Annotated in this window: 1 protein-coding gene; it reads left to right on the forward strand. The window is 27.2% G+C overall.

The genetic code is table 11. The features are described 5' to 3' along the window. On the forward strand, positions 1 to 320 hold a 320-nt coding region (locus HMPREF2647_RS08490), incomplete at both ends, for a MepB family protein (protein ID WP_176746924.1).

The following is a 320-nucleotide window of genomic DNA, read 5'->3' on the forward strand; positions in this document are numbered from 1 at the left end:
CATGAATTTGAACAATGGAATCAAGAGTATGAGGCATTTAATTTTGAATTCAATGGAGTTGGATTTAAAAGTCGATTAGCTAAAAAAACTCCTAAAAAAGCAGGTTATTTTGTTGCGTTTTGGTGCAAGAATGAAATTAATAAAAACAGACCTTTTAATTTTGACGAATCAAAAGATAAGTTAATTATTAATATTTTAGATAGATCTAAAAAAGGTCAATTTATATTTCCTAAAGAGCTATTAGTTAAAAAAGGAATTATTAGTTCGGAAAAACATAAAGGAAAAATGGCTATTCGTGTTTATCCTAGTTGGGAACAAAG

The organism is Staphylococcus sp. HMSC035D11, assembly GCF_001836075.1.
Taxonomy (GTDB): domain Bacteria; phylum Bacillota; class Bacilli; order Staphylococcales; family Staphylococcaceae; genus Staphylococcus; species Staphylococcus hominis.